Consider the following 25,141-nt stretch of genomic DNA (forward strand, 5'->3'; position numbering starts at 1 on the left):
TAGACACCCAGGCCTCCACCCGTCCACCGCAAGAATCAAGCGGCCCGTCGCTGCAAAGGAGCCACCCGCCCACCACCAGGACGAAGCCAAACCCGAATCTCCAACGGCGCAAGAATCTCAGCCGCACCACACCGGGTACACAACAGCTCGGGGCACTCGTCCTCATGCCCGTCGTCGCACGGAGGCGTCAAGAACGGGAGTTCCGTATCGCAGAGGACGCAGCGCAAATCGCGTTCCTTCACGGGTGGCTCCTCTTCGTCGGAAGGTGGAATTACCCGAATGTCATTCAAACGTTGTCATGACGGACGCGAGGAGCGTTGGAGGTGCGTCGGCGTGTTGTGCCGGGTTTCCGGGTGGGGCCGGGGGTCAGGGGAGCTCGGCGGCCTTGGCGGTCCTGGCGGCTTCGACCCAGCGGTTGAGCAGGGTTGTTGCTGCTCCTGAGTCCACTGTTTCGGCGGCGCGGGCGATGCCGGCGCGCATGGTGTCGGCGAAGGTGCCGGGGAAGCCCGCGTGGGCGGCGAAGGCGGCGGCTGCGTTGAGCAGGACCGCGTCGCGGATCGGGCCTTTGGCGCCGGCGAACATGTCGAGGGCGGCTGCGGCGTTGAAGGGGGCGTCGCCGCCGCGGAGGTCGCCGGGGGCGCTGCGGGGCAGGCCCAGGTCGACGGCGTCCACGACGGATTCGGTGACTGTGCCGTCCGACACGAGCCAGACGCGGGTGGGTGCGGCGGTGGTGAACTCGTCGAGGCCGTCCTCACCCCGCATGACCAGGGCGGAGTCGCCTCGGCGGGCGAAGACCTCGGCCATGACCGGGGCCATGCGCAGGTCGAAGCAGCCGACCGCGGCGTTACGGGGGCGGGCCGGGTTGGTGAGGGGGCCGAGGAAGTTGAAGAACGTGGGGTGGCCGAGCTCGCGGCGGGTGATCGCCGCGTGCCGCATGCCGGGGTGGTAGCGGGCCGCGAAGCAGAACGCGATGCCCGCCTCGGCGACCGTGGCGGCCACGCCGGCGGGGCCCAGGTCGAGCGGAATGCCGAAGTGTTCGAGCAGGTCGGCGGTGCCGCACGCGGAGGATGCCGCGCGGTTGCCGTGCTTGACGACCTTGACCCCGGCCGCCGCGGTGACGATCGCGGCCATCGTGGAGATGTTCACGGTGTGAGCCTGGTCGCCGCCGGTGCCCACGACGTCGACGGCGTCCTCGCGGATCCGCTCGGGCAGGTCGACGACGGTCGCGTTGGCGAGCATGGCCTCGACCAGGCCGGAGAGCTCACCGGGTGTCTCACCCTTGGCGCGCAGGGCGACGGCGAAACCGGCTACCTGTACGGGGGTGGCGTTGCCCGCCATGATCTCGCCCATCGCCCAGGCCGTGTCCTGCGCCGAGAGCTCCTCGGTGCGCAGCAGGGCGCTGAGCAGTTTGGGCCAGGTGCGTGCGCCCATGGGGGCCTCCGTTGTCGCTTGCCGGGATGAGGTGGGCCGGCCCCCGCTGAGGCCGGCCCGGGGGGATCATCAGCCCAGGGTGCCCATGGTGCCCAGTGCGACGGCGCCGCCGCGGCGGGCGCGGAGCATGCCGGCGATCGTCTGGCCCGTGGTCACCGGGTCGAGGGGGTAGATCAGCGTCTCGTCGACCTGGGCGAACGCGGCCAGCCACCGGTCCGCCGCGCGGGCGATCACGACGCAGGTGGGCGGCGGGTCGGCGTACTCGTCCTTGGTCTGGCGGGCGATGCCCAGGCCGCCGGCCGGGGATGCCTCGCCGTCGAGGACCATCAGGTCGATCTCGTAGTCGTCGAGCAGGCGACGGCACTCCTCCCAGGTGGAGGCGTCGGTGAACTCGACCTTCAGGTCGGCCGCGGGGCGTACGCCGATCGCGAGCCTGATCTTGTCGCGGACCGCGACGTCGTCGCTGTAGAGCAGGACCGTGTAGGTGTCCGGCTCGGGCTTGGTGCTGTCGCTCATGATCTGCCCCGGCTTTCCCAGCTCGTAGGTGCCCGCTGATGCTACCGAACCGGTCATTCGGCGTCGGTCCGCGGTCGTGCCGACGCGACCTCCGTTGTGATCTTGGTCGCCGCGTCCTCGGCGTCACCATTGTTACCGGCGTCACTGTCGGTCATGTCTCCGGGCGGGGGTGTCGCTGTGGCCGCCGCGGCAGCTGCCTCCTCCGCCTCCTGACGGTCCAGTGCACGGTCGATCCGTTTGGCCTCGCGTTCCGACTGACGGATCCACTGCAGCACCAGGATGCCGAGCATGGTGACGCTGACCAGTTCGCCGCCGGCCCAGAGGATGCCGCCCGCCGTGACCTGGTCGGATTCCGGGGTGACCCAGGTCAGGTGCAGGTTCGGGTACCAGTCGCCGCCGAGCAGGGTCTTGCTCTGCATGATCGTCAGGCCCAGGACCGTGTGGAACGGCACCGACAGGACCATGAGCAGGGCACGAGCAGGGTACGGCCACCTGTTCGGCAACGGGTCGAGCCCCAGCAGCGGCCAGAAGAACAGGCATCCGGTGACGATGAAGTGGATGTGGATGAACTCGTGCAGCCAGGCATGCGCGAGCGTCTCCCGGTAGAGACCCGTGAAGTAGAGGACGAACGGGTTCGCGATGAAGATGCCAAACGCGACCAGCGGAAACGTCAGCAGCCGGGCCGGGCCGCTGTGCACGATCGCGAGCACCACCTTGCGGCTCTGCTTCGGCAGTGTTCGCAGTGCCAGGGTCACCGGGGCGCCGAGCGCCAGGAAGATCGGGCCCACCATGGCAAGAACCATGTGTTGCACCATGTGCACGCTGAGCAGGGTTGTGTCGTACGCCTCGATGCCGGTCACGGTCACCAGGGCGATCGAACCGAGGCCACCGGCGACGAAGGCCACAGTCCGGCCCCGCGGCCAGTGGTCACCACGCTGCTTCAGGCGGTGCACGCCGTACAGGTAAAGGGCCGCCGCGATCAGCAGGAAGAGTGCGATCAGGCTGGTCAGACGGATCTGCGTGAAGATCTCGGCCGGGCTGAACGGCGGGGGGACAGTATCCTCCGCCGCCAGGACGCGGGCGGCCGTTTCAACGTGTTGCACCCCCCGAGGCTAGGCCTATGAGCTGCTTGCGCGTTCTACCGGGACCCGACACGTACCGGATTCGACCCCCCGCCACACGTTGAGGTGATCGCGGGGCAATAATGAGCCGGTGACAGCGGCCCCAGCCATCGACAAGAGCCGGATCCACTCGCTGACCAGACCCAACATGGTCAGCGTGGGAACCATCGTGTGGCTCTCCAGTGAGCTCATGTTCTTCGCGGCTTTGTTCGCCATGTACTTCGCGATCCGCGCGGCGGATTACAGCATGTGGGAAGAGCACACCAAAGAGCTCGACGTCCCCTACGCGACGACGTTCACGGTGATCCTCGTGCTCTCGTCGGTGACCTGCCAGCTCGGCGTGTTCGCGGCGGAGAAGGGTGATGTGCACGCGCTCCGGCGCTGGTTCACCATCACCTTCGTCATGGGCCTGATCTTCGTGCTCGGCCAGGCGAACGAATACCGCAACCTCGTCCACGAGGGCGTCAAGCTCAACGGCGACGGTTACGGCTCGATGTTCTACCTCACGACGGGGTTCCACGGCCTGCACGTGACCGGCGGTCTGATCGCCTTCATCGTCTACATGATCCGCACGACCATGGGCCGGTTCACGCCGGCTCAGGCCACGTCGGCGATCGTCGTGTCGTACTACTGGCACTTCGTCGATGTGGTGTGGATCGCGCTGTTCGCCATGATCTATTGGCTTCAGTAGATCCGCCGCCGTCCGTGAGTTCGAAGGTCACGACCCAGAGGGACACAACCCATGACTTCTGACACCCCCGCCGGACGGCGCTTCCGGGTGTTCAACCGGCGTCGGTCCGCGCCGAGCCGGGTGCGCAGGCGCCTCGGCGCCGCGGCCCGCATGCTTGCCGCGCTCGCCCTCGCCGGAGGCATCTACACCGCCTTCGCCCCGGGTGCGTTCGCCGAGGACGACACACAGTTGTCCACGGCGGCGCAGGAGGGCCAGGCACTCTTCAACAACAGCTGCGTCACCTGCCACGGCCTCAACGCTGAGGGTGTCGAGGGACGCGGACCGAGCCTGATCGGCGTCGGCTCCGCCTCGGTCGAGTTCCAGGTCGGCACGGGCCGCATGCCCATGACGCGCCAGGAAGCCCAGGCCGAGCAGAAGCGCCCGGTCTTCGACGAGACGCAGACCAAGCAGCTGGGTCAGTACATCCAGGAGCTCGGCGGCGGCCCGCAGATCCCGGCCGGCGACCTCACGGACAACGTGAAGACCAACCCGGAGGCGCTGGCCAAGGGCGGTGAGCTCTTCCGGCTCAACTGCGCCCAGTGCCACGGCAACGTCGGCGCCGGTGGCGCGCTCTCCTCCGGCAAGTTCGCGCCCAGCCTGCACGACGCGACACCCTCGCAGATCTACGGCGCCATGCTCACCGGCCCGCAGAACATGCCGGTGTTCGGCGACAACGAGCTGACGCCGGAGCAGAAGACCGAGATCATCACGTACATCAACACTCAGATCCAGAACGACAAGGACCCGGGCGGCATCTTCAACCTGGGTGGCTACGGTCCGGCGACCGAGGGTCTCGCGATCTTCGTGGTCGGCATCACCATCCTGGTGTTCACGTCGCTGTGGATTGCGGGGAAGTCATGACCGTTACGCAGGACGGGGCGCACGGGGCCGGCACCGAGCCGGTCGACGTGAACGACCCCAAGCTCTCCCGCTTCGACATCGTCCGTGAGGGCGCGCGGCGTGACGACATCGAGATCGTCACGTACGAGTCGCAGTTCCAGGGCACGAACTCCAAGGCGGAGAAGCGGGTCGTCCGCAACATCGCCCTGCTCTTCATGATCTCGGGTGTCGCGGCGGCGGCGTTCGTGGTGTTCTTCATCGTCTGGCCGTGGGAGTTCGAGCTCGGCCACACGATGAGCGACTACTACACGCCGATCCTGGGCATCTCGCTCGGCATCTCGCTCTTCGCGCTCGGCATCGCGATCCTGGCCTGGGCCAAGAAGCTGCTGCCGCACGAGGTCTCGATCCAGGACCGGCACAACAAGCCGTCCAGCGACGAGGACCGGCTCATCACCGGTCAGACCATGGCCTACCTGGTGGACGAGCTCGGCGTGCAGCGCCGGCCGCTGCTCAAGGGTGCGATCGCGCTCGGCCTGGCTCCGCTCGGGGTGGCCGCGGCCGCGCCGCTGCTCGGTGGCCTGATCGAGAACCCGCACAAGGACTCCGAGCCGTTCATGTACCACACCGGCTTCGACCCGGTGCCCAACAACGGCCAGCTGGTCCGCCTCACCCGTGAGGACGGCAGCCCGGTGCGGCCCGAGGACGTCAGTGTCGGCGGTCAGATCACCGTCTTCCCCGGCATCCCCGAGGGTGCGACCAACAAGTACGCCGACTCGCCCACGCTGCTGGTGCACCTGCGTGCCCAGGACGCCCAGGACGCCCGCGAGGCGACCGAGGCGGACAAGATCAACAAGGGCGGCATGTGGGGCAACTACGTGGCGTACTCGAAGATCTGCACGCACGCCGGCTGCCCGGCCAGCCTGTACGAGCAGCAGACCAACCGGCTGCTCTGCCCGTGTCACCAGTCGCAGTTCCTGATCACCGATAACGCGCGCCCGATCTTCGGACCGGCCAGCCGCCGCCTGCCCCTTCTGCCTCTCGAGGTGGACGACGAGGGCTTCTTCGTGGCAGCGTCTGACTATCCCGAGGTAATCGGACCCGACTTCTGGGAGCGGCCATGAAACGTCGAAGGCTGGACCTCGCTCAGGTCCCCGCTAACGTCGGTAAGGGTGTGGACGACCGTTACAAGGTCGCCACTCCGCTGCGCGGCCTGCTGAACAAGGTTTTCCCTGATCACTGGTCGTTCCTGCTCGGTGAGATCGCGCTCTTCTCCTTCGTCGTGCTGCTGCTGAGCGGCGTCTTCCTGACGCTGTTCTTCGACCCGTCGATGAAGGAAGTCACCTACGACGGCCCCTACACCGCCCTGCGCGGCGTGGACATGTCGGCGGCGTACGCGTCCTCGCTGCACATCTCGTTCGAGGTGCGCGGTGGTCTGTTCATGCGCCAGATGCACCACTGGGCAGCGCTGCTGTTCATGGCATCAATCGTCATCCACATGGCGCGGATCTTCTTCACCGGCGCGTTCCGCAAGCCGCGTGAGGCCAACTGGACCATCGGCATCATCCTGTTCCTGCTCGGGTTCTTCGCCGGCTTCACCGGCTACTCGCTCCCCGACGACGGACTCTCCGGCACCGGCCTGCGGATCGCCTCGGCGATCATGCTCTCCATCCCGGTCATCGGCACCTGGATGTCCGCGGCGGTCTTCGGCGGCGAGTACCCGGGCGAGTTCATCATCGGGCGCTTCTACATCGCGCACGTGCTGCTCATCCCCGGTGGCCTGCTCGCCCTGATCAGCGTCCACCTGGGCCTGGTCTTCGCGCAGAAGCACACCCAGTGGCCCGGCCCGCTGCGGACCAACGACAACGTCGTGGGCGAGCGCATGTTCCCGCGGTACGCCCTCAAGCAGGGCGGCTTCTTCATGGCCGTCTTCGGCACGATCGCGCTGCTCGCCGGCCTGTTCCAGATCAACCCGATCTGGCTCTTCGGCCCGTACCTCGCCTCGGCGGTCTCCTCCGCGAGCCAGCCCGACTGGTACGTCATGTTCATGGACGGCCTGGTCCGCCTCATGCCGGCCTGGCAGATCGACTTCCCGATCGGCGACGGCTACGTGCTGCCGCCGCTGTTCTGGCCCGCGGTGGTCGGCCTCGGCGCGCTGTTCACGCTGCCGATGCTCTACCCGACGATCGAAGCCCGGCGCACCAAGGACAAGGGCTCTCATCACCTGCTCCAGCGCCCGCGGGACGCGCCTGAGCGTACGGGTGTCGGCGCCATGGCCTTCACGTTCTTCACCATCGCGACGCTGTCCGGTGCCAACGACGTGATCGCCGACAAGTTCCACATCAGCCTCAACGCGATGACCTGGGCGGGCCGCATCGGTCTGCTGGTCCTCCCGCCGCTGGCCTACTACATCTCGGTCCGCGTCTGCCTCGGCCTGCAGCAGCACGACCGCGAGGTCCTGGCCCATGGCGTCGAGACGGGCATCATCCGGCGCAACCCGGACGGCCGTTTCGAAGAGGTCCACCAGCCCCTCGGCCCGGTCGACGACCACGGCCACCCCATCCCGCTCGACTACATCGGCTGGGTGGTCCCGAAGAAGATGAACAGGGTCGGCGCTCTCGCCCCGGCCATCAAGGGCTTCTTCTTCCCCGTCGAGACCCTGCCGGAGGCCCCGGTCTCCCCAGCCGTCCCGTCGGTGACCGGCCCCAGCGCCCGCGAGGAAATCACCTCCGGCCGCTGACCCAGAACCACGAAAAAGGGAGTCCCGCCCGGGGCTCCCTTTTTCGTGCGCTGATATCTCCCTCGCTGGTGGCCGGGTAGTACGTTCGCGGCCGTGCAGACACCCGAGGGAGCACGAGACACGACGATCCTGCGATGGGCTGCGCTGGGAATGCTCCTGTCCGCTGCCTTCATCGGGTCGGTCGTGTTCGTGCTCATCCAGCGGTTCTTCCGATACGGGACCTGCTACGACGTCCAGACACCCGAGGAAGAACTCACCTGCGACGACTACTCCGCGACCATCGCCACCGGGGAGCGGCTCATCCTGATCGTCGCGCTGGCCAGTGCGGCCGTGATGGCACTGCTCGGCGTGGTGGACGGTGCGCGGCGGCGGTTGGTCGCGCCGGGGTCGTCCTGGCCGGTGCTGCTTCTCATGGGCGGTAGTCCGCCGGGGTTGCTGGGATACCTGGTGGGGTGGCTGGCCGGGTGGGGCGTGCGCGGGCGCTATCGGCCGCCGGTCACCGCAGCAGGCGAGCGGGAAGGCTGACCAGCGACAGCGACGCACGGGTTGCCGCCGCAGCGAGGCTGCCCGCGCTCACAACCCGGGGACCTGGGGCGATTCCGCCTGCCATCGGTCACGGCCGGGGTTGGCGCTGCCTTCGATTGCGCGCGCTTATGGCCGGGGGACTGGTGGTGCCGTTCCGACTGGCCGCGGTCACGGCCGGGGTTGGCGCTGCCTTCGATTGCGCGCGCTTACGGCCGGGGGCTGGCGTCGCCGTCGCGACTGCCCGCGGTTGCGGCCGGGGCTGGCGTTGTCGTCGCGACTGGCCGCGGTCACGGCCGGGGTTGGCGCTGCCTTCGATTGCGCGCGCTTACGGCCGGGGGCTGGCGTCGCCGTCGCGACTGCCCGCGGTTGCGGCCGGGGCTGGCGTTGTCGTCCCGACTGCCCGCGGTTGCGGCCGGGGGCTGACGGTGCCTGCGGCTGCCCGCAGGGAGTCGGGGTGGGTCAGTCGGCGTCGGGGAGGCCGATGGCGAAGGCGTCTTCGAGGTCGTGGCGGGAGTAGGCGCGGAAGGCGATGTGGGATTCGGTGTTGAGGACGCCGGGGGTTTTGGAGATGCGGCCGGCGATGACTTCGGCGATGTCGTCGAAGTGGGGGACTCGGATGATGGCGATGAGGTCGACGTTGCCCGCTACGGAGTAGACCTCGCTGACGCCGGGGAGGGCTGCGAGGGCTTCCGCTACCTCTGGGATCGAGTCGGTGGCGCAGTCGATGTGCACGATTGCGGTGTTCACTCGGGGGCTCCTCTGGTCGGCGTCGCGGTTCATGCTAATCAGGGGGTGGTTCGGGTCAGGCGGCAACCGTCAGGTCTTTGCCCGCGCGGATGACGTCGGTCAGGGTTTCGCCTGCCGTCACGGTTGCGCCGGGCCAGATGACGCAGCGTGTCACGTCCCCGGACACCGTTGCGCCCGCGCCGATCACTGACTCGGTAACGCTGCCCGTAACGGTCGCCCCCGCGCCGATCAGAGACCCAGCGCTGACCGGAGACCCAGCGCTGACCGGAGACCCAGCGCTGACCGGAGACCCAGCGCTGACCGGAGACCCAGCGCCGACGAGAGACCCAGCGCTGACCGGAGAGTCGGCGCCGGTCAGGGAGGCGGGGGTCGGAGAGGCTGCGGTGTGGAGGTTGGTGGCCAGGGAGGCGGGGGCCGGAGAGGCCGCGGCGTGGAGGTTGGCGGACAGGTAGTCACGGGGGGTGCCGGTGTCGATGTAGGTGCCGGCGTACGGGATGAGGGTCAGGTGGCCGGCGGCCTCGGCGGGGCGCCAGACGGTGCGGACCAGGTCGGAGAAGGTGGGCGTCAGGTCTTTGACGTAGTGCCAGGGGAGCAGCGAGAGGCCGGCGAAGCAGGCGTCGCTGAATTCGCCGCGGCGGGTGGGGGTCGGGGCAGTGGTGAGCATGCGGACCGTGGTGCCGTCCCAGCCGTCCAGGAGGGCGGCGATGTCCTTGCCGGGCTCGCGGTCGGGGTCGGACAGGTAGGCGTCCGCGTTGCCGACGAGGACGCCGCGGCCGCTGATCCAGTCGCGCAGGTTGGCGACGCCGCCGGAGGTGCCGAGAGGGCCGCCCGGTTCGACGGAGAGGTGGGCTCGGGTGCCTACGTGGGACACGATCTGGTCGGCGAGGTAGGCGGCGTTGACGGCCACCGTGGACGGATCGCGGAAGCCCAGGGCGGACACGCGCTGGAGGGCGCGGTCGAGCAGGGCGATGTTGCCGACCGGGCACAGGGCCTTGGGGAGCAGGTTTGTGAGGGGTCGCAGGCGCCGGCCTTCGCCTGCGGCGAGGATGAGGGCGCAGATCTCGGTCATCGGGTCGCGTCGGGGCCGATGCCGTAGACGGCAAGGACGCGGGCGGTGTTCACCGAGAGCAGGGGGAGGTCGTCGTAGGGGAACCAGGCCGCTTCGAGGACTTCGCCGCCGTCGACGATCAGTTCCGTGGTGGAGGCGGGGACCTTGCCCATGAACATCATGTCGACCCAGCCCTTGGTGTGGACGATCGCGTTGGGGACCGCGGGGACGAGGTCGTCGGGGTCGAGGCGGACGCCGGATTCCTCGTGGAGCTCGCGGGCGGCGCCGACGTGCGGAGGCTCGGCCTTCTTCAGCAGGCCTGCGGGGAGGCCCCAGCCGGGGCGGCCGGGCTGGCGCAGGAGGAGGAGTCTGCCGGGGTCCTCGGCTTCGGCGTCGCTGATGATGCAGACCGCCCCGACGAGATATTTGGGGACGATGAGCCGGACGGCGCGGCGGCGCATCGCGTGCGGCATCCGGTAGAAAGCCTTGTACGCGGCACCGCGGATCCGCCGAGGAATTTTCACGCCCTCAAGGCTATCGGGGGCTCAGTCCGGGTGGTCGACGAGGGCGATGAGCTGTTCGACGACCTGGTCGGGCTCGAGGTTGCGCTCGGTGACCGCTACGAGCATGGTTTCGAGGTCGGGGTAGCCGAGCTCCTCGGCGAGGCGGCGCAGGGGCACCTCGCTGGCCAGGCCGCGGTCGTGCTTACGCAACGTGAGGCCGATGGTCGCGCGCCCGAGGCGTACCTTGTCCTGGATGCTGATGCCGGGCGCGTTGTCCTCGGCGAAGTAGCGGTTGATCTGCATCTGGGCCTGGGTCGACTTGACGAAGCCGAGCCATTCCTTGCGGGGGCCACGCGGGGCGGTGGATTCTTCCGGGTCGATCGGGCCGTCGCTCTCGGTGAAGATCTCGACGACGTCGCCGTCGCGGAGCTCGGAGCCGAGGGGGGCCAGCCGGCCGTTGATGGTCGCGGCGAGCGTCTGGTCGCCCTTGCCGGGGTTCAGCTCGTACGCGAGGTCGACCGGGGTGGACGCGGCGGGGAGCTCGAACGTCTGGCCCTTGGCGAAGACGGTGATCTGGGCCTCGGCGAGGTCGCAGCGCAGCGAGGCGAGGAACTGGCCGGCGTCGGTGGCGTCCTCCTGCCAGTCGAGCACCCGCTTGAGCCAGGTCAGCTGGTCCTGGCCGGGGGATTCCGCCTCGGACTTGGGGTAGCGGTAGCCGGTCGCGACGCCGAACTCGGCGCACCGGTGCATGGAGACCGTCCGGATGAGCACCTCGACCAGGCGGCCTTCCGGGCCGGTGACCGTCGTGTGCAGGGAACGGTAGAGGTTGTTCTTGGGAGAGGCGATGAAGTCCTTGAAGCGGCCGGCCACCGGGCGCCACTGGCCGTGGATCGCGCCGAGCGCGGCGTAACAGTCGGTCTCGGGGCCGTCGACCACGACCACGATCCGGGGCAGGTCGAACGGGACCTGATGGCCGCCGGCGACGGTGTCTTTCCAGATGGAGTAGTAGTGCCGGGGCCGGGGTTGCACGTCGCCGTAGACCTTCGTGCGGCGCAGTGCCCCGCGGGCCTTGCCGACGACCTCGTTGAGGTATTCGTTCCAGCCGGGGCGGTTCTTGACGTGCTCCTCGATGCGGGCGAAGGAGTCCGGCTCGAGGTGGTAGAGCACCACGTCGTCGAGGTCGCGCTTGAGGGCCTGGATGCCGAGCCGGTCGCAGAGCGGGACGAGCACGTCGAGCGTGGCCGTGGCGATGCGGGCGCGGGAGGCGGGGGAGCGGGCGCCGAGGGTCCGCATGTTGTGCAGCCGGTCGGCGAGCTTGATCACCAGGACCCGGACGTCCTTGCCGGCGGCGACGATCATCTTGCGGATGGTCTCGGCCTCGGCGACCTTGCCGTAGAACGCCTTGTCGAACTTGGTCACGCCGTCGACCAGGTGGGTCACCTCGGGGCCGAAGTCGCCGTTGAGCGTCTCCAGCGTGTAGCTGGTGTCCTCGACAGTGTCGTGCAGCAGCGCCGCGACCAGAGTCGTCGTGTCCATGCCCAGCTCGGCGCAGATCTGCGCGACCGCGAGCGGGTGGCTGATGTACGGATCGCCGCTCTTGCGGAACTGACCGCGGTGCATGTTCTCCGCGACCGCGTAGCTGCGGCGCAGGACGCCGGCGTCGGCCGAGGGATGGATCGCCCGATGGGTCCGGGTCAGAGTGGTGACGGGGTCGTCGTCGTTGCCCTGAAAGCTCAGGAGGGATCGCAACCGCTTAGCCAGCGGCATGGGCAGGGCACGCCCCAATGCGGCGCCGTGGCCGGCGTCGACATCCACTCGGACACCCCCTCACCGATCGGCAAAGACCACAGTAACCCGCCGCACCCGAACTTCTTCCATTCCGGATTCGCGGCGTGCCTTACAGCCTAAGCGAGCGAGCGTCATCCGAACGGTCAGTTACCGATGAGCGAACGGGTGACTCTCGACGGGACCCGGCCGCTTCGGCCCTGGTGAGGAGGGTAGTGAACCGCGCAGCGCCACGCGCCGGTGACACCCAGTCGCCGGAAGTTTCCACCAGCCGGGTGTCGGGCCGGTCGAGCCACGCCAGAATCCGCTCGGTCTCCTCCGCCGTCGCGGCCGGAATCGGTCCCGGTCCGGGTAGGACCGTCTCGGCGGTCGCCATCGCCAGGTCGAGGGTCGGGCGGGGATGCAGCCGCGGCGGCGAGGTCGCGGCGGCCGCCAACCGGCCGTGGCGGACGACGATGATCTCCCAGCCGTACTCGTCGTTGCGGCGCGCGGCGACCAGCTCGGCGATGCTCGTCACAGCCCGCAGCTTCTGCATGCGGACGATCGCCCGCAGCAGCGCCACGAGCCGGGACCGGACCACCGCGGCCTCCTCGTAGCGCTCGCGCTGCGAGAACGACTCGATCCGGGTCAGCAGGGCCTCGACGAGGGGCTCCGGGTCGCCGTACGTGGCGGTGCGGAAGGGATCGGCGGCGCTCACGGCGTACTGATCAGGGGTGATGTGGTGCTCGCAGGGTGCCGGGCATTTCCCCAGCTCAGCCAGCGCGCAGGCCGGCGTCTTGGTCTTGATCGACAGCTTGTGCGTGCACTGGCGCAACGGGACGGCGTCGTAGACCGCGGCCGCGGCCAGTTCGGCGGTCCGGCGCGAGGAGAACGGGCCGAGATAGGCCGCGTCGTCCTCCGCCAGCTGCCTGACCACCGAGAGTCTGGGGTAGGCCTCGGCGGTCAGCTTCAGCCAGACGACCCGTTCCGGATATTTCGACCTGCGGTTGTACGGCGGGGCGTGCGCCGCGATCAACCGCAGCTCCCGCACCTCGGCCTCGAGCGAATGCGCGCACTCGACGGCCTCCACCCGGGTCGCGGCGTTGATCATCTCGGACATCCGGGCGCGTTTCTCGCTCGCCGTGAAGTAGCTGCGCACCCGTTTCGCGATGTCGACCGAGGTGCCCACGTAGAGCGGGCGGTCGTCGGCGGCCCGGAACACGTAGACGCCCGGTGCGTGCGGCAGGTCGTCGGCCAGGTGCCGTTTGCGCCGCTGGGCCGGGGTGACCGCCTTGCCGAACTCGATCGCGTCGCCCAGCGAGTAGACCTTGAAGCTGCCCAGCCGCTCGATCAGCCCGTGCAGCACGTCGACGGTGGCCTTCGCGTCGTCGAGCGCGCGGTGCGTCGGCTGGACCGTGGCGCCGAAGAACTGGGCGAGCGTGCCCAGCTTGCGGTTGGGCACCTCGTCGCGGGTCAGCGCCCGCCGGGCCAGTGCGGCGGTGTCCACCACCCGCAGCTGCGGCCAGGCGTAGCCGTGCCGGGCGCACGCGGCCTTGAGGAAGCCCACGTCGTAGGGCGCGTTGTGGGCGACCAGCACCGCGCCGCGCAGGAACTCGAGCAGCGTGGGCAGCACCTGCTCGATCGGCGGCGCCGGGGCCAGCATCGCCTCGGTGATGCCGGTCAGCACGGTGATGAACGGCGGCAGCCGCTCACCCGGGTTGACCAGGGTGCCGAACTCGCCCAGCTGCTCCCCGGCGCGGACCTTGACCGCGCCGATCTCGGTGATCCCGCCGCCGTCCGGAGCCCCGCCGGCGGTCTCCAGGTCGAGGACCACGAATGTCGTGTCGCGCAGGGACAGCGCCGCGGGATCCACGGTGCCGTCCGCGCTCAGGAGGGTGTCCAGAGTGCCCTGCACATATGCCGGTTGTGCCACGGCGGGCAGATTAGAGCGGGGGTACGACATTCCCGTGGGCGGGGACTGAAAACATCACTTGCTACCGCAAGCTTTTAGGCTGCCCACGGTGGGAGAATGAAAAGATGTCCGCGCCGCACGAGTACGACGACCGGCCTGCCGAGGAGACAGCGCCGGTGGCTGCGGACGGGGCTTATCCGCCCGAATTATCGCTGAACGTCCCCTCCTTGGACGATCTCGAGCCTTCGCTGCCGGAGCAGGTGCGGCAGCGGATCACCACGCTGACGGCTGCCGCGCTGCCGGGGCTGCCCAACGAGGAGATCCCTTTCCCGCTGCGGAGGGTCGCGCGGTTCGCCCCCAACCGGCGCGCCAAGCTCGGTGGCCAGGCCCTCGCGGCGCAGTTGGCCTCGGACCCGCTCTTCCGGCAGCGCATCGGCGCCCGAGTCGTCACCGAGACCGGTGACCTGGGCGCGGCCGTCGCCGGCGGGATGGCCCCGGCCGCCGCCGACCCGGTCGAGGTCGCCGCGCTCGCCTACCTGGCCCGGCCCGACGGCTGGCGCGAGCTGATCGAGGCCGCCGGCGAGTCCGTGCGCGCCGAGGCCGACAGCGCCGCCGTCGCCAACCTCGTCCACGAGGCCGAGCAGCGTGCCGCCCGCGCCGAGCACGATCGCGCGGTCGCGAAGGTCGAGGCGGACAAGCTCCGCGACGAGCTCGCCCGGGTCCGTGAGGAGCTCGGTCAGCTGCGCGAGGAGGCCCGCTCCAGCTCCCGGGCCCTGCGTGAGGCGCAGGCCGCGGGCAAGCGGGCCAGTGACCTGCTGGCCACCGAGAAGGGGCGCACGGCCAAGGTCGCCGCGGACCACGACGCCGAGGTGCGCCGCCTGCGCACCCGCCTGGCCGAGGCCGAGGCCCTCGCCGCGACCGGCAAACAGAGCGTCAAGGACGCCCGGGCCGCCGGCGATGCCCGGCTCTGGCTCCTGCTGGAAACCATCGGGCAGGCGGCGAGCGGTCTGCGCCGCGAACTGTCCATCGGCCCCACCGACAAGCTGCCCGCCGATTTTGTGGCCGACGTCTCCGCCGACCGGCCGGGAGCGCTCGAGCGCTCCCGCCCCCGCGCGCAGGACACCGATGACCCGGGCCGCCTCGACCAGCTGCTCGCGCTGCCCCGCGCCCATCTGATCGTGGACGGATACAACGTCACGAAGCGCGGCTTCGCCGAGATGTCGCTGGAGCAGCAGCGCAAACGCCTGGTCACGGGGCTCGGCGGCATCGCTGCCCAGACCGGCGACGAGGTCACGGTGGTCTTCGACGGCGCCGAGCGGGTCCACGGGTTGCCGCCGGCTCCCCGTGGCGTGCGGGTGCTCTTCTCGCACAAGGGCGACACCGCCGACGAGCTGATCCGTCAGCTGGTCAGGGCCGAGCCCAGTGGCCGTCCGCTGGTGGTCATCTCGTCGGATCGGGAGGTCGCCGACGGGGTCCGGCGGCACGGTGCGTACCCGATGGGAGCGGATTCACTGCTGCGCCGGCTCGCCCGCGGCTGATTTTTGTCACACCCCCTGCTTAGCGTGACTGTCACGGATGGTGGCCGTTCCGCGACACGCACTTCCCCCGGATCCCGGCCCGGCCCACCTCCCGCACGAGGAGGAAGCGATGCTCATCGACTGCGGCCGCTGCCCCGGATGGGGGCGCGGATGTGAGGGATGCCTGATCAAGACGCTCGCCGAGACCCCCGAGGAGATCGGCGACCTGACCCCGGGCGAGCTGCGCGCCATCGAGATGTTCGAGCTGGCCGGCTTTGACGTGGAGCTTCTCGAGACCCCGGAGCCGCCGGTCTCGGTGCCGCTCTACCGTCAGCCACGCGGCCACGTGGCGTGATCAAAAAGAGGCCCACCCTAGGATGGGCCCGGTGACGCCTCGGATGTGGGCTGCGGGCACGCTGGCGGTGCTCGTGGCCGGGCTGGTTGTGTACGCCGCCGTCGTGGTGCCCTGGCACCGGCCGCCGGCGCCACGCGCCGACCAGATCGCCGCGCTGAAGGAATTCCCGGCCGGTCAGTTGGCGCGGGCGCGGGCGTTCCACGAGGCGCTGCGGCCCGCGGGGTACGCCTCGATGGCGATCGGGCTCGTCGGGGCGCTCCTGCTCGGGCTGACGCCGCTCGGGGCGCGGCTCGTGACGCTGGCCGGGCGGCCGTTCGGCGGGCACTGGATCGCGCAGGCCGTGCTCGGCGGGCTGATCGTGGTGCTGGTGGTCGAGGTGGTCACGCTGCCGCTGGCGGCGTGGCGGCACCGGGTGGTCGTCGAGTACGGCATCTCCACGCAGACGTGGGGGGCCTGGGCTGTCGATCTCGTCAAGTCGTACGCCGTGGGTGCCGTGATCGGTGGTCTGGCCCTGCTCGGCTTCTTCGCGGTGACGAGGGCGGCGCCGCGATGGTGGTGGGCGTTCGGGGCCGCGGGGGCGGCGCTCGTGGTCGTGCTGCTGTCGTTCGTGCTGCCCGTGGTCGTCGAGCCGATCTTCAACAAGTTCACGCCGATGGCCGACGGGCCGCTGCGGACCGAGCTGATGCAGTTGGCGGCGCGGGACGGCGTGCCGGTCAAGGATGTTCTGGTTGCTGACGCCTCGCGGCGGACCCGGGCGGTCAATGCCTACGTCTCGGGGTTCGGGCCGACACGGCGGATCGTGGTCTACGACACGATGCTGACCGAGGCCACGCCCGACGAGGTGGTGTCCGTGGCAGCGCACGAGCTGGGGCACGCCGAGCGCGGCGACGTGCTCACCGGCACGATAATCGGCGCGCTGGGGGCGGCCGCCGCGGTGATCGCGCTCTATCTGCTCGGCTCGCTGGGGTGGCTGCTGCGCTGGGCCGGCACCGATTCCATGGGGGATCCGCGGGCCATCGCGCTGCTGATCGCCCTGGTCACGATCGCCGGGCTGGCCGGCGGTCCGGTGCAGGCCCTGGTGTCGCGCCGCATCGAGTCCCGCGCGGACGCGCACGCCCTGGAGCTGACCGGCGACGCGGCGACGTTCGAGGCGATGCAGCGCCGGCTCGGCACGGTCAACCTCTCCGACCCCGACCCGCCGGCCTGGGAGTACGTGATGTCCGCCTCGCACCCGTCCACCGTGGAGCGCATCGCCGCGGCGCGCGCCTATGCCAGGGGAGAGCGCTGATGGGCCGGACGTTGCTGGTCACCAACGACTTTCCCCCGCGGCCCGGGGGGATTCAGCAGTTCGTGCACAATCTGGCCGTACGCCAGCCGGAAGGGTCCGTGGTCGTCTACGCGTCGACCTGGCGCGGGTCCGAGCAGTTCGACGCCGAGCAGCCGTTCGAGGTGATCCGCGAGCGCACCGGCGTGCTGCTGCCCACCCCGGCGGTCGCCAGGCGGGCCGCGGAGATCGCCAGGGCGCACGGCTGCGACAGCGTGTGGTTCGGGGCCGCCGCGCCGCTCGGGTTGCTCGCCGACGGGTTGCGCAGGCACGCCGGCATCGAGCGCGCCGTCTCGCTCACCCATGGTCACGAGATCGGCTGGGCCGCCCTGCCGGGCGCGCGGCAACTGCTTCAGCGGATCGCCACCGGCAATGACGTGGTCACCTTTCTGACCGAATTTCAGCGGGTACGGCTGGAGCGCGCGCTGCACGGCCGCACCGAGCTCGAACGCCTCACGCCCGGCGTCGACGTGGACGTCTACCACCCCGGCGTGGACGGCGCCGAGGTCCGCGCGCGGCACGGGCTGAGCGACCGCCCGGTTGTCGTCTGCGTCTCGCGGCTGGTTTCGCGCAAGGGGCAGGACATGCTGATCCGGGCGCTGCCTGAGATCCGGCGTCGGGTGCCGGGCGCGGCGTTGCTCGTGGTCGGCGGGGGGCCGTACCGCAAGAAACTCACGGCCCTGGCCCGCGACCAGGGTGTCGAATCCGATGTGGTCTTCACCGGGACAGTGCCCTGGGCGGACCTTCCCGCCCATTACGCCGCGGGCGACGTTTACGCCATGCCGTGCCGCACCCGCAGCGCCGGCCTCGACGTCGAGGGCCTCGGCATCGTCTACCTGGAGGCGTCGGCGATCGGGCTGCCTGTCGTCGCCGGCGACTCCGGGGGAGCGCCCGACGCCGTCCTCGAGGGCGAGACCGGCTATGTCGTCGGCGGGCGTGACGTGGCGGCGATCGCGGACCGGGTCGCGGGGCTGCTCGGCGATCCCGGGCGAGCCAGGCAGATGGGTGCCGCGGGGCGGGCGTGGGTCGAGAAGGAGTGGCGCTGGGAGACCAAGGCGGCGCGGCTGACTGACCTGCTTCGTGCCACATCGGCCTGAAATCGCCATCACTCCCGGAATATATATAGACACGCTTCGTAGTCAGAGGTAGGAACGGCGTAGGCCGTGTCCGGTCGCCGTTATCGGCGGGACACGGCCTTGACCCCATGGGACGGGAGCCGTGATGGAAGACGCCCCTGAGCAGGACGACGCGGAAGACGAACTGGTTCTTCCCTACTGGCTCACCAGCACCGAAGAGGCCGCCAACACCAGTTTCCTGCGGATGTTCCGGCGGCTGCCGCGACTGCTCAGCTCCGCGTGGGCGCTGGCGTGGCAGGCGAGCCCCGGAACCACGCTGTCGGTGGTCGTCCTGCACCTGCTCGGCGGTGTTGCCAGCGCCGTCGGGCTGATCAGCGTCGTCGGCGTCTTCGACGGGCTGCTGCGTGAAGTGCCGACTCCGGACAGGGTCCGGGCCGCGGTCCCGTCACTGCTGCTGCTCGTGGGCGCGATGGTCGTACGCGGTGCGCTGACCTCCGCGGCCGCAGCTGCCAACGGGAGGCTGTCGCCGCAGGTCTACCAGGCCGCCGAGATGCGCCTGCTCGACCTGACCACCGGCGTCGACCTGGCCACGTTCGACGACCCGAGCTGGCGCGACGCCATGGAACGGGCCCGGGACCGGGGGATCTTCGCCGCCCAGAACCTCGTCGACCGGGCCATCGAGTTCGGCACCAACCTGATCGGGCTGGTCGCGGCCGCGGGTGTGCTCGCCGTGCTGCACCCGCTGCTGCTGCCGTTGCTGGTGCTCGCCGTCGTGCCGATCGCCTGGTCGGCGGTGCGCTCGGCCCGGCTCGGCTACCGCCAGCGGCTGCGGTACATCGCCGTGTGGCGGCGACAGCGGATGCTCGCGGAACTGCTCGCCGCTCGCGAACCGGCGGCGGAGGTTCGGGCCTTCACCGTACGCAAATATCTGCTCGCGGAGATCGAACGGCTGCTCGCGGCGGCCACACGGGAGGAGGTTCTGCTGTCGACGCGGCAGGTCCGGACCGCGCTGATCGGGAACACGCTCAGCGGCATCGTCACCGGTCTCACGTACCTGCTGCTGCTCTGGCTGCTCTGGACCGGGCGGATGGAGCTGGCGGCGGGTGGGGCGGCCGCGTACGCGATCGGCATGGGCATCGGCAAGCTGACCGAACTCGCCTACAGCGCCAACCGCGTCTTCGAACAGGGCCTGTACTTCTCGGACTTCCAGGGCTTCTGCGACCTGTCCCTGGCCCGCACCGAACCGGTCACCGGCCGCGACGCCCCGGAGAGCTTCACCGAGATCCGCCTCGACAACGTGACGTTCAGCTACCCCGACGCCGAACGCCCCGCCGTCCGCGACGTCACCATGAAACTGCGCCGAGGCGAGATCGTCGCCCTCGTCGGCGAGAACGGTTCGGGCAAATCGACGCTGGCCAGCGTGCTCGCGGGGCTCTACCGCCCGCAGTCCGGGCTCATCCGCTGGGACGGCCGCGACCTCGCCACCATCGACCCGGAATCGGTCCGTCGCCGCGTCGCGGTCGTCATGCAGGAACCAACCCGATGGCCACTCCCGGCCCGAGCCACCATCTCCATCGGACGGTACGAACGCCGCGCCCGAATGCCCGAAGTCGAGCGCGCCGCCCGGGCCGGTGACGCGCACGACTTCGTCATGGAGCTGCCCCGGCAGTACGACACGCTGCTGTCGCGGCACTTCACCGATGGCGCTGATCTGTCGGGCGGGCAGTGGCAGCGGCTTGCGGTCAGCCGGGCCTTCTATCGCGACGCCCCGCTGTTGATCTGCGACGAACCTACGGCGAATCTCGACGCGCGGGCTGAGCATGATGTCTACACCAGGCTGCGGGAGTTGGCGGCTGGGCGGACGGTCGTGCTGATCACGCATCGGATGGCCAGTGTGCGGGAGGCCGACCGGATCTATGTGCTCGACCATGGCTCGGTGATCGAGCAGGGGGATCACGCGGAGCTGATGGCTCGCGGGGGGACGTACGCGCAGATGTTCTCGCTGCAGGCCGAGGCATATCAGTCTGCGTGAGGCTGTGCCCGGCCTGGCTTCGTGAACCTGTACCCGTGGGGCGCGGTGCAGCTCACAGGGCGGTTGGGGGTGGGGCGTGGGATTGTTGGCGGGTGGATGTGACCGGGCTGATCGTGGTGGTGGCGGTGCTGCTCGTCGGCGTGGCCGCCGGGCTGTGGCGGCGTCGCACCGACGGCCGGCTGCGGTCTGTCGGTGCCCGCCCTGCTCCCGCCCGGTCCGGCTCGGCCGGGTCTGGGCCGGCTGGCTCTGGGCCGGCTGGCTCTGGGCTGGCGGGCTCTGGGCTGGCTGGCTCTGGGCTGGCTGGGTCTGGGCTGGCTGGCTCTGGGCTGGCTGGCTCTGGGCTGGCTGGCTCTGGTTTGGCTGGGTCCGGTTCGGGCGAGGGGGGTTCGATGGGTGGGGACGGCGAGCGGATCGATGCGGGGTTGCTGGCTGAGCTCGGGGTGGGGCCGGCTGACGCGACGCTGTTGCAGTTCTCGACGGCGTTCTGTTCGCCGTGCCGGGCTGTTCGGCGGGTAAGCGCGGAGGTCGCGGAGCTGCTGCCGGGCGTGCGCCACGTCGAGGTCGACGCCGAGAGCCACCTGGACGCCGTGCGCGCCCTCGACATCTGGCGCACCCCGACGCTGCTGGTCCTCGACGGCGAAGGCCGGGTCACCAAACGCGCCACCGGCGTGCCCTCAAAACCACAGCTGATCGCCGCCCTCGGAAACGTCCTGCCGTCCCGCTGAGCGCCGCCCTTGCTGGGATCGCCTGAGCTGCTGCACCCTTGTTCCTAGCGCCGCTAGCCAAGCTGTCGACGACATGCTGACGTTGATCACGTTTCTGGCGCTGCTGGACAACGCAGCCGAGGACTGGCGCAAGGTTCCGCTCGCACCCGGTCAGAAACACGGCCAGCGGCACTCGCAAGTGTGCCGTCAGGGGACACGCGCCCACCGGCCGGCGGATCGACATGCGCACGATGGACATCCACGAGATCCGGAACGACCGCATCGTCCCGACTTGGCACCTCGAAGACTTCACGGGCCTGATGGCGCAACTCTCCGCCCCGGCCGACACCCCCATGCAGACAGCCTGAGCTGGGAATTCTTCACCTAGAGCGCGGTGATGCGACTCACCGTAACCATGGCGCCGGGTTGTGCGACAGTCCTGGGATGCAGCTCGACCCCCGCGGTCCCCGGTTCGCCGCGGCACTGACCACCGTCGTCCTCGTCATCGTCCTGGCGACCGGCTCGGGATGGCTCGCGCTCGCCCAGACCATCGTCTTCGCGATCACAGCAGCCTCTCCGCGAAGCGGCCCCTACGCGCTGATCTACCGCTACCTGATCGCGCCCCGGCTCGGCCCGACGGCGGAGCGCGAGGACGCGGCGCCGGTCCGGTTCGCGCAAGTGGTCGGCTTCGTCTTCCTCGCCGTCGCCTCCATCGGCTATCTGTCCGGCGCCACGACGCTGGGCCTGATCTTCGCGGCGTTCGGCTTGCTCGCCGCCTTCCTCAACGCGGCGTTCGGCCTCTGCCTCGGCTGCGAGGCCTACCTGGCCTTCCGCCGTCTCACCACCCGGGCCGCCTGACCTCCGGACGCCGTCCGATTTCCCAGGCCTTGCTGTCCGCCGCCCCGTGCTGCCTGTCTCGGTCGCGTTGCCCTGGCTACCGCCCGTCTCGCGGACTTGCCCGCCTCGCCTCGCCTCGCCACGCCTCGCCCGCCCGTCTCGCCCGCCCGTCTCGCCCGCCCGTCTCGCCCGCCCGTCTCGCCCGCCCGCCTCGCCCGCCTCGCCGGGTGGGCTGGGGATGGAAGAAGCGGGGCGCTGGTTGCACGGGATGGCGCGCGCTGAGCTTTAAAGTCGCGGGCATGACTCGCATCCTGCTGATCTCGGGGAGCACCCGCGAGGCCTCCCTCCACACTGCTGCGCTGCGGACGGCGGCGATGGTCGCGCCCGGGAGCGTGATCGCGGGGCTTTACGACGGGCTGCGGGGGCTTCCCGCGTACGCGCCGGGGGAGCAGCATGATGCAGTGACCTTGTTGCGGCATATGGCCGGGACGGCGCAGGGCATTGTGTTCAGTACGCCGGAGATCGCGGGGTCGCTGCCGGGGAGTCTGAAGAATCTGCTGGACTGGCTCGTGGAGGGTGCCGAGCTCTGGGACAAGCCGGTGGCCTGGGTTTCCGTCGCGAACCCGGGGGATGACCACGGTGCACTTTCGACGTTGGAGACGGTGCTGGGGCACGGGAATGCGCGGGTGCTGCGGTCGGCGATCATCCGGCTGCCGATGGGTAAGGAGGCGGTCGGGGCGGACGGGCTGATTGCCGACGCGAGGTTGCATCAGGCAATGCGCGACATGTTCCACGCTTTCGAGCGGGCGGTGGCGCCGAAGCCGGAGGAGACGCCGTCGTGGCAGGTGCAGTCGAGTCTTTATCCGATGGTGCCTCAGCTTCAGGCCGGCGCGGCCCGTCACCGGCGAAGTGGCAGCTAAAGTCGGGACGCGCCGAAAATGTCCGTCCTGTGTGCTGACGGAGGGTTTCACAAACGCCACCGCCCGCATCCGTTCCCTGTGACGGGGACGGTGCGGGCGGTGGGGTGAGCGGTCAGAACTTGGGTGCGTCCGGGGCTTCGAGGAGGCCGAGGCGCAGGGCTGTCATCAGCGCCTGGGCACGGTTGGCGGCGCCCAGCTTCTCGTAGAGCTTCGAGATGTGGGTCTTGGCGGTGGACTCCGACACGAACAGTTGCTTGGCGATTCCGGCCACGCTCATGCCGTCGGCGAGCAGGCGCAGGACCTGGCCCTCGCGCGGGGAGAGCTGGGGGCCCGAGGGTGCCAGGCGGCGCTTCATGGCCTCGGCCAGGTCGGCCGCGGTGAAGGCGCTGGGTGCCGAGGCGGCGTGCCGGGCAGCCGCCACGACCTCGTCGGCGGGGGCGGTCTTGGGCACGAATGCGCTGGCCCCGGCCTCGAGAGCACCGAACAGCTGGTCATCGCCGGCGTACATCGTGAGCACCACGATGCCCATGTTGGCGTTGTTCTTGCGCAGCGCGCGGGTGGCTTCGAGGCCACTGCCGTCGGGCAGGCGCAGGTCCATGATGACCACGTCGGGCTGGAGCGCACCGGCCTGGCGGACGGCCTCGGCGGCGGTGGCAGCCTCGCCGACCACCTCGAACTGCCGGTCCCGCTCGAACGCGTGCCGCAGCCCCTTACGGATCAGGTCGTGATCGTCGACGAGAAGCACCTTGGTGCGGGTCGTCGGCATCGGACTGGTCGACATGCTCGGGTTACTCCCCTTCTGGTGCGGAAACGCTATCCCGCACGCTATCGCGCCGGGCGGAGGTTCCGAGCACTACCGCAACGGTTGTCCCGCTGGGGTGTCGCGGCCGGATCTCCAGACGGCCCCGGATACGTTCCGCTCTCTCGGCCATGATCGCAAGGCCGTAGCGTCCGTCCGGGCGGTCGTCGGCGAATCCCTTCCCGTCGTCCGAGACCTCGATCTCCGCGTACGGAGGGTCGACGGTGCACGTGACCCACAGGTTGGACGCACCGGCGTGCTTGCGGGCGTTGGTGATCGCCTCCTGGGCGATGCGCAGGAGCTCCGCCTCGGTTGCCGCGGGCAGCCGGGCGGTGGACTCGTCGAACGTGAAGTGCACGCGCAGCCCGGCGGAGGTGCCGAGGGTCCGCGCGTACTCCGCGATCGCCGCCGCCAGCCCGCCGTTGCGGTCCACCTCGGAACGCAGCTCGAACAGGCTCAGCCGCAGCTCGGTGATGACGCGGGTGACCTCGCCGCGCAGCGTACGCAGCTCCTCGGCGGTCTCTTCGGCGCCCTCGGGGAGGGTGGCCTGCGCGTTGTCGATGCCGTAGCCGACCATGACGAGCTCCTGCGCGACCCCGTCGTGGATCTCGCGGGCGAGTCGCTGACGCTCCTCATTGGTCGCGAGCGAGCGCACCTCGTCGAAGAGCAGGGCGGCTTCCAGCCGGAGGGCGGCAGGGCCGGTCACCTCGGTCACCCTCGAGATCACTGCCGACGGGTACGCGCTGGAGACGTCGGCTTCCAGGATCACCAGCCCGATCGTACGCACACCCGCGACCAGCGGTACGACCAGCGAAGACGTGTCCCCACCGACGGGCGTGCGGGCCTGGGACCGCGAGGCCGTCTGCGCCTGCTGCGTCGCCCAGGCGTCGGCGATCGCGGAGTCGTTGTCGAGGGTGACCTCCCAGTCGACCCGCTCGGCGCCCGACTGGGCGAGCACCACGAGCCGCCCGCCGCCACTGGCCGAGAGCACCGCGGTCCGTTCGGCGGGGGCCACCGTACGCAGCTCCTCCAGCAGGTGCTCAGAAATGCCACCCGGGTCGAGCGTCGCACCGGGCAGCGAGCGGGCGACGCTCCGCAGCTGGGTCAACAGCCGAGTTGCCTCCGCGTACGGCTGCGGCGTGACCTCCGTCGGCGTCATCAGCTGGCGCATAGTGTCGGCGGCGAACGTGACGATCGCGCCCAGCACCAGCCACTGCCCGCCCGCGGCGAGATAACCCGGCTGGGTGATGACCGCGGTGCCCTCCTCGACGATCACCCCGCCGATGACCATCGCGACCGCCGCGACGCCCAGCAGCGCGGCACCCTCGGTGGGCCGCCGCCGCAGTGCCGCCGTGAGCAGGGGAACGGCCAGGTAGGGGAGCACTGCCTCGGCCCCGAACCCGGCATCGACGGTGCCGAGGCTGTTCGCGGCGGCGGCGACGGAACCGGCGGCCAGCCCGGTGACGGCGACCTCGGCCAGCCGGCCCAGCGGCGCGGCGATGCGGTGGTCCGGCGCGAAGAACGAGGGCAGGGCCGCTACCAGCAGCAACGCGATCCACCGCAGCTCGGCCGGCTCCCGCGTCGCGATCAGGGTCAGCGCGGCCACGAGAGCGAGCATGACGAGACGCGCGGCAACCACGAGCGGATGGATGCGCACAGGAACGCTGGCTGAGGCGGGCACGTGACGGATGGTAGCCGTAGCG

The 25,141-nt window shown here is 70.2% G+C and carries 23 protein-coding genes and 1 pseudogene; 14 read left to right on the forward strand and 10 right to left on the reverse strand.

The annotated features are described in order from the left end of the window. Positions 1-366: 366 nt before the first annotated feature. The 3 genes from trpD to Aco04nite_RS46060 form a co-directional block, all read right to left on the reverse strand. Positions 367-1,431 (reverse strand): anthranilate phosphoribosyltransferase, encoded by a 1,065-nt coding sequence (trpD, locus tag Aco04nite_RS46050; protein ID WP_213003509.1) that lies wholly within the window; start codon positions 1,429-1,431, stop codon positions 367-369. Between the two features lie 69 nt (positions 1,432-1,500). Beyond that, the gene (locus Aco04nite_RS46055) at positions 1,501-1,947 is read right to left on the reverse strand and encodes a hypothetical protein (protein WP_203834946.1); all 447 of its coding nucleotides are present in this window, start codon (positions 1,945-1,947) and stop codon (positions 1,501-1,503) included. Positions 1,948-2,000: 53 nt separating this feature from the next. Continuing rightward, complete coding sequence (locus Aco04nite_RS46060) at positions 2,001-3,050, reverse strand: cytochrome c oxidase assembly protein (protein WP_213003510.1); 1,050 nt, start codon at positions 3,048-3,050, stop codon at positions 2,001-2,003. Positions 3,051-3,159: 109 nt separating this feature from the next. On the opposite strand from Aco04nite_RS46060, the gene ctaE reads away from it, so the two are divergent. The 5 genes from ctaE to Aco04nite_RS46085 all read left to right on the forward strand — a co-directional run bounded on the left by ctaE (position 3,160) and on the right by Aco04nite_RS46085 (position 7,900). Continuing rightward, positions 3,160-3,759: an aa3-type cytochrome oxidase subunit III gene (gene ctaE / locus Aco04nite_RS46065; RefSeq protein ID WP_213003511.1), complete on the forward strand. Its 600-nt coding sequence runs from the start codon at positions 3,160-3,162 to the stop codon at positions 3,757-3,759. A gap of 51 nt (positions 3,760-3,810) precedes the next feature. Next, the gene (gene qcrC / locus Aco04nite_RS46070; RefSeq protein WP_213003512.1) at positions 3,811-4,659 is read left to right on the forward strand and encodes a cytochrome bc1 complex diheme cytochrome c subunit; all 849 of its coding nucleotides are present in this window, start codon (positions 3,811-3,813) and stop codon (positions 4,657-4,659) included. Next, entirely contained in the window at positions 4,656-5,759 is a 1,104-nt protein-coding gene (gene qcrA, locus Aco04nite_RS46075) for a cytochrome bc1 complex Rieske iron-sulfur subunit (protein WP_213003513.1), read from the forward strand. Before qcrC ends, qcrA begins: the two co-directional genes overlap by 4 nt. Next, positions 5,756-7,375 (forward strand): cytochrome bc1 complex cytochrome b subunit, encoded by a 1,620-nt coding sequence (qcrB, locus tag Aco04nite_RS46080; RefSeq protein ID WP_203834835.1) that lies wholly within the window; start codon positions 5,756-5,758, stop codon positions 7,373-7,375. Before qcrA ends, qcrB begins: the two co-directional genes overlap by 4 nt. Before the next feature lie 93 nt (positions 7,376-7,468). Beyond that, on the forward strand, positions 7,469-7,900 hold the full coding sequence (locus Aco04nite_RS46085; RefSeq protein ID WP_213003514.1) for a hypothetical protein: 432 nt from the start codon (positions 7,469-7,471) through the stop codon (positions 7,898-7,900). Between the two features lie 459 nt (positions 7,901-8,359). On the opposite strand, the gene Aco04nite_RS46090 is transcribed toward Aco04nite_RS46085, so the two are convergent. The 5 genes from Aco04nite_RS46090 to Aco04nite_RS46110 form a co-directional block, all read right to left on the reverse strand. Further along, a complete protein-coding gene (locus Aco04nite_RS46090) occupies positions 8,360-8,647 on the reverse strand; it encodes an Lrp/AsnC family transcriptional regulator (RefSeq protein WP_203834833.1) in 288 nt (95 codons plus the stop codon). 55 nt (positions 8,648-8,702) lie between these two features. After that, the gene (locus tag Aco04nite_RS46095; RefSeq protein WP_213003515.1) at positions 8,703-9,716 is read right to left on the reverse strand and encodes a sugar phosphate nucleotidyltransferase; all 1,014 of its coding nucleotides are present in this window, start codon (positions 9,714-9,716) and stop codon (positions 8,703-8,705) included. Beyond that, complete coding sequence (locus Aco04nite_RS46100; RefSeq protein WP_244876794.1) at positions 9,713-10,219, reverse strand: NUDIX domain-containing protein; 507 nt, start codon at positions 10,217-10,219, stop codon at positions 9,713-9,715. Before Aco04nite_RS46100 ends, Aco04nite_RS46095 begins: the two co-directional genes overlap by 4 nt. 21 nt (positions 10,220-10,240) lie before the next feature. Beyond that, a complete protein-coding gene (locus Aco04nite_RS46105; RefSeq protein WP_203834831.1) occupies positions 10,241-12,013 on the reverse strand; it encodes a RelA/SpoT family protein in 1,773 nt (590 codons plus the stop codon). Between the two features lie 82 nt (positions 12,014-12,095). Then, positions 12,096-13,895: a DEDD exonuclease domain-containing protein gene (locus Aco04nite_RS46110; protein ID WP_213003516.1), complete on the reverse strand. Its 1,800-nt coding sequence runs from the start codon at positions 13,893-13,895 to the stop codon at positions 12,096-12,098. Positions 13,896-13,999: 104 nt separating this feature from the next. On the opposite strand from Aco04nite_RS46110, the gene Aco04nite_RS46115 reads away from it, so the two are divergent. From Aco04nite_RS46115 to Aco04nite_RS46155, 9 genes and pseudogenes are all read left to right on the forward strand, one after another. Further along, positions 14,000-15,412 carry an NYN domain-containing protein gene (locus Aco04nite_RS46115; RefSeq protein ID WP_213003517.1) on the forward strand — a complete coding sequence of 471 codons (1,413 nt, stop codon included), beginning with the start codon at positions 14,000-14,002 and terminating at the stop codon, positions 15,410-15,412. A gap of 109 nt (positions 15,413-15,521) precedes the next feature. Continuing rightward, positions 15,522-15,746 (forward strand): hypothetical protein, encoded by a 225-nt coding sequence (locus Aco04nite_RS46120; RefSeq protein ID WP_213003518.1) that lies wholly within the window; start codon positions 15,522-15,524, stop codon positions 15,744-15,746. Between the two features lie 31 nt (positions 15,747-15,777). Continuing rightward, positions 15,778-17,034, forward strand: a complete 1,257-nt coding sequence (locus Aco04nite_RS46125) for a M48 family metalloprotease (protein WP_213003519.1) — start codon at positions 15,778-15,780, stop codon at positions 17,032-17,034. Then, positions 17,034-18,167 carry a glycosyltransferase family 4 protein gene (locus Aco04nite_RS46130; protein ID WP_213003520.1) on the forward strand — a complete coding sequence of 378 codons (1,134 nt, stop codon included), beginning with the start codon at positions 17,034-17,036 and terminating at the stop codon, positions 18,165-18,167. The genes Aco04nite_RS46125 and Aco04nite_RS46130 overlap by 1 nt, the downstream gene beginning before the upstream one ends. 124 nt (positions 18,168-18,291) lie before the next feature. Beyond that, positions 18,292-20,178 (forward strand): ABC transporter ATP-binding protein, encoded by a 1,887-nt coding sequence (locus Aco04nite_RS46135; RefSeq protein WP_213003521.1) that lies wholly within the window; start codon positions 18,292-18,294, stop codon positions 20,176-20,178. Between the two features lie 389 nt (positions 20,179-20,567). Beyond that, on the forward strand, positions 20,568-20,903 hold the full coding sequence (locus Aco04nite_RS46140; RefSeq protein WP_213003522.1) for a TlpA family protein disulfide reductase: 336 nt from the start codon (positions 20,568-20,570) through the stop codon (positions 20,901-20,903). A 161-nt stretch (positions 20,904-21,064) separates the two neighbouring features. After that, positions 21,065-21,250, forward strand: a pseudogene (locus Aco04nite_RS46145) (ester cyclase); the annotation flags it as partial. A gap of 76 nt (positions 21,251-21,326) precedes the next feature. Beyond that, complete coding sequence (locus tag Aco04nite_RS46150; protein WP_213003523.1) at positions 21,327-21,740, forward strand: DUF4395 domain-containing protein; 414 nt, start codon at positions 21,327-21,329, stop codon at positions 21,738-21,740. Between the two features lie 278 nt (positions 21,741-22,018). Beyond that, on the forward strand, positions 22,019-22,639 hold the full coding sequence (locus Aco04nite_RS46155; protein WP_213003524.1) for an NADPH-dependent FMN reductase: 621 nt from the start codon (positions 22,019-22,021) through the stop codon (positions 22,637-22,639). Positions 22,640-22,751: 112 nt separating this feature from the next. Here Aco04nite_RS46155 and Aco04nite_RS46160 read toward each other — a convergent pair whose 3' ends face one another. Together Aco04nite_RS46160 and Aco04nite_RS46165 are read right to left on the reverse strand one after the other, a co-directional pair. After that, positions 22,752-23,420 carry a response regulator transcription factor gene (locus Aco04nite_RS46160; protein WP_023359837.1) on the reverse strand — a complete coding sequence of 223 codons (669 nt, stop codon included), beginning with the start codon at positions 23,418-23,420 and terminating at the stop codon, positions 22,752-22,754. Positions 23,421-23,427: 7 nt separating this feature from the next. Continuing rightward, the gene (locus tag Aco04nite_RS46165) at positions 23,428-25,119 is read right to left on the reverse strand and encodes a sensor histidine kinase (protein ID WP_213003525.1); all 1,692 of its coding nucleotides are present in this window, start codon (positions 25,117-25,119) and stop codon (positions 23,428-23,430) included. Between the last annotated feature and the right edge of the window lie 22 nt (positions 25,120-25,141).

Origin of the sequence: Winogradskya consettensis, assembly GCF_018332715.1 — a bacterium.
Taxonomy (GTDB): Bacteria; Actinomycetota; Actinomycetes; order Mycobacteriales; family Micromonosporaceae; genus Actinoplanes; species Actinoplanes consettensis.

What these genes read in the sequence shown, in the direction of transcription:
- qcrA (WP_213003513.1), top strand. Translation starts at nt 4,656, where the DNA reads ATGACCGTTACGCAGGACGGGGCGCACGGGGCCGGCACCGAGCCGGTC.
- Aco04nite_RS46140 (WP_213003522.1), top strand. Translation starts at nt 20,568, where the DNA reads ATGGGTGGGGACGGCGAGCGGATCGATGCGGGGTTGCTGGCTGAGCTC.
- qcrB (WP_203834835.1), top strand. Translation starts at nt 5,756, where the DNA reads ATGAAACGTCGAAGGCTGGACCTCGCTCAGGTCCCCGCTAACGTCGGT.
- Aco04nite_RS46095 (WP_213003515.1), bottom strand. Translation starts at nt 9,716, where the DNA reads ATGACCGAGATCTGCGCCCTCATCCTCGCCGCAGGCGAAGGCCGGCGC.
- Aco04nite_RS46120 (WP_213003518.1), top strand. Translation starts at nt 15,522, where the DNA reads ATGCTCATCGACTGCGGCCGCTGCCCCGGATGGGGGCGCGGATGTGAG.
- Aco04nite_RS46055 (WP_203834946.1), bottom strand. Translation starts at nt 1,947, where the DNA reads ATGAGCGACAGCACCAAGCCCGAGCCGGACACCTACACGGTCCTGCTC.
- trpD (WP_213003509.1), bottom strand. Translation starts at nt 1,431, where the DNA reads ATGGGCGCACGCACCTGGCCCAAACTGCTCAGCGCCCTGCTGCGCACC.
- Aco04nite_RS46160 (WP_023359837.1), bottom strand. Translation starts at nt 23,420, where the DNA reads ATGTCGACCAGTCCGATGCCGACGACCCGCACCAAGGTGCTTCTCGTC.
- Aco04nite_RS46130 (WP_213003520.1), top strand. Translation starts at nt 17,034, where the DNA reads ATGGGCCGGACGTTGCTGGTCACCAACGACTTTCCCCCGCGGCCCGGG.
- Aco04nite_RS46150 (WP_213003523.1), top strand. Translation starts at nt 21,327, where the DNA reads ATGCAGCTCGACCCCCGCGGTCCCCGGTTCGCCGCGGCACTGACCACC.
- Aco04nite_RS46155 (WP_213003524.1), top strand. Translation starts at nt 22,019, where the DNA reads ATGACTCGCATCCTGCTGATCTCGGGGAGCACCCGCGAGGCCTCCCTC.
- qcrC (WP_213003512.1), top strand. Translation starts at nt 3,811, where the DNA reads ATGACTTCTGACACCCCCGCCGGACGGCGCTTCCGGGTGTTCAACCGG.
- Aco04nite_RS46115 (WP_213003517.1), top strand. Translation starts at nt 14,000, where the DNA reads ATGTCCGCGCCGCACGAGTACGACGACCGGCCTGCCGAGGAGACAGCG.
- Aco04nite_RS46135 (WP_213003521.1), top strand. Translation starts at nt 18,292, where the DNA reads ATGGAAGACGCCCCTGAGCAGGACGACGCGGAAGACGAACTGGTTCTT.